A 353-nucleotide genomic window follows, 5' to 3' on the forward strand; every position below is an offset into this window, starting at 1 on the left:
TGATACGGCACTCGGCTCGGCGCTGCGCTACGAGCCTTCGCGCGGCGGCGCGCTCTTCCCGCATCTCTATTCGGCCCTCGACCCCAAGACCGCGCGCTGGATTGCGCCGCTCGCCACGGGGACGAATGGCAGCCCCGTCATTCCGGAGGACATTTCGTGATCGGTAGCCTCTTCTCCCTCGCCCGGCCCCTGATCCACAGGCTGGATGCCGAGATGGCGCATCGCCTGACGGTTGCCGCACTGGCGGCCGCACCAGCGTTGAAGCCGGCTGCCGACGATCCGATCCTGGCGACCGAGGCCTTTGGGCTCTCCTTCCCGAACCCGGTCGGCCTGGCCGCCGGTTTCGATAAACA

1 protein-coding gene and 1 pseudogene are annotated in these 353 nt (G+C 68.0%); both read left to right on the top strand.

Annotated elements, in window-relative coordinates:
- Positions 1–160, top strand: a 160-nt coding sequence (locus AB4Y92_RS26855; protein WP_441822391.1) for a DUF952 domain-containing protein, incomplete at its 5' end; no start/stop codon positions are given.
- Positions 157–353: pseudogene (locus tag AB4Y92_RS26860) on the top strand (quinone-dependent dihydroorotate dehydrogenase); the annotation flags it as partial. The gene AB4Y92_RS26855 and the pseudogene AB4Y92_RS26860, both read left to right, overlap by 4 nt.

Origin of the sequence: Lysobacter sp. TAB13 (genome assembly GCF_052113885.1) — a bacterium.
Taxonomy (GTDB): Bacteria; Pseudomonadota; Gammaproteobacteria; order Xanthomonadales; family Xanthomonadaceae; genus Lysobacter; species Lysobacter gummosus.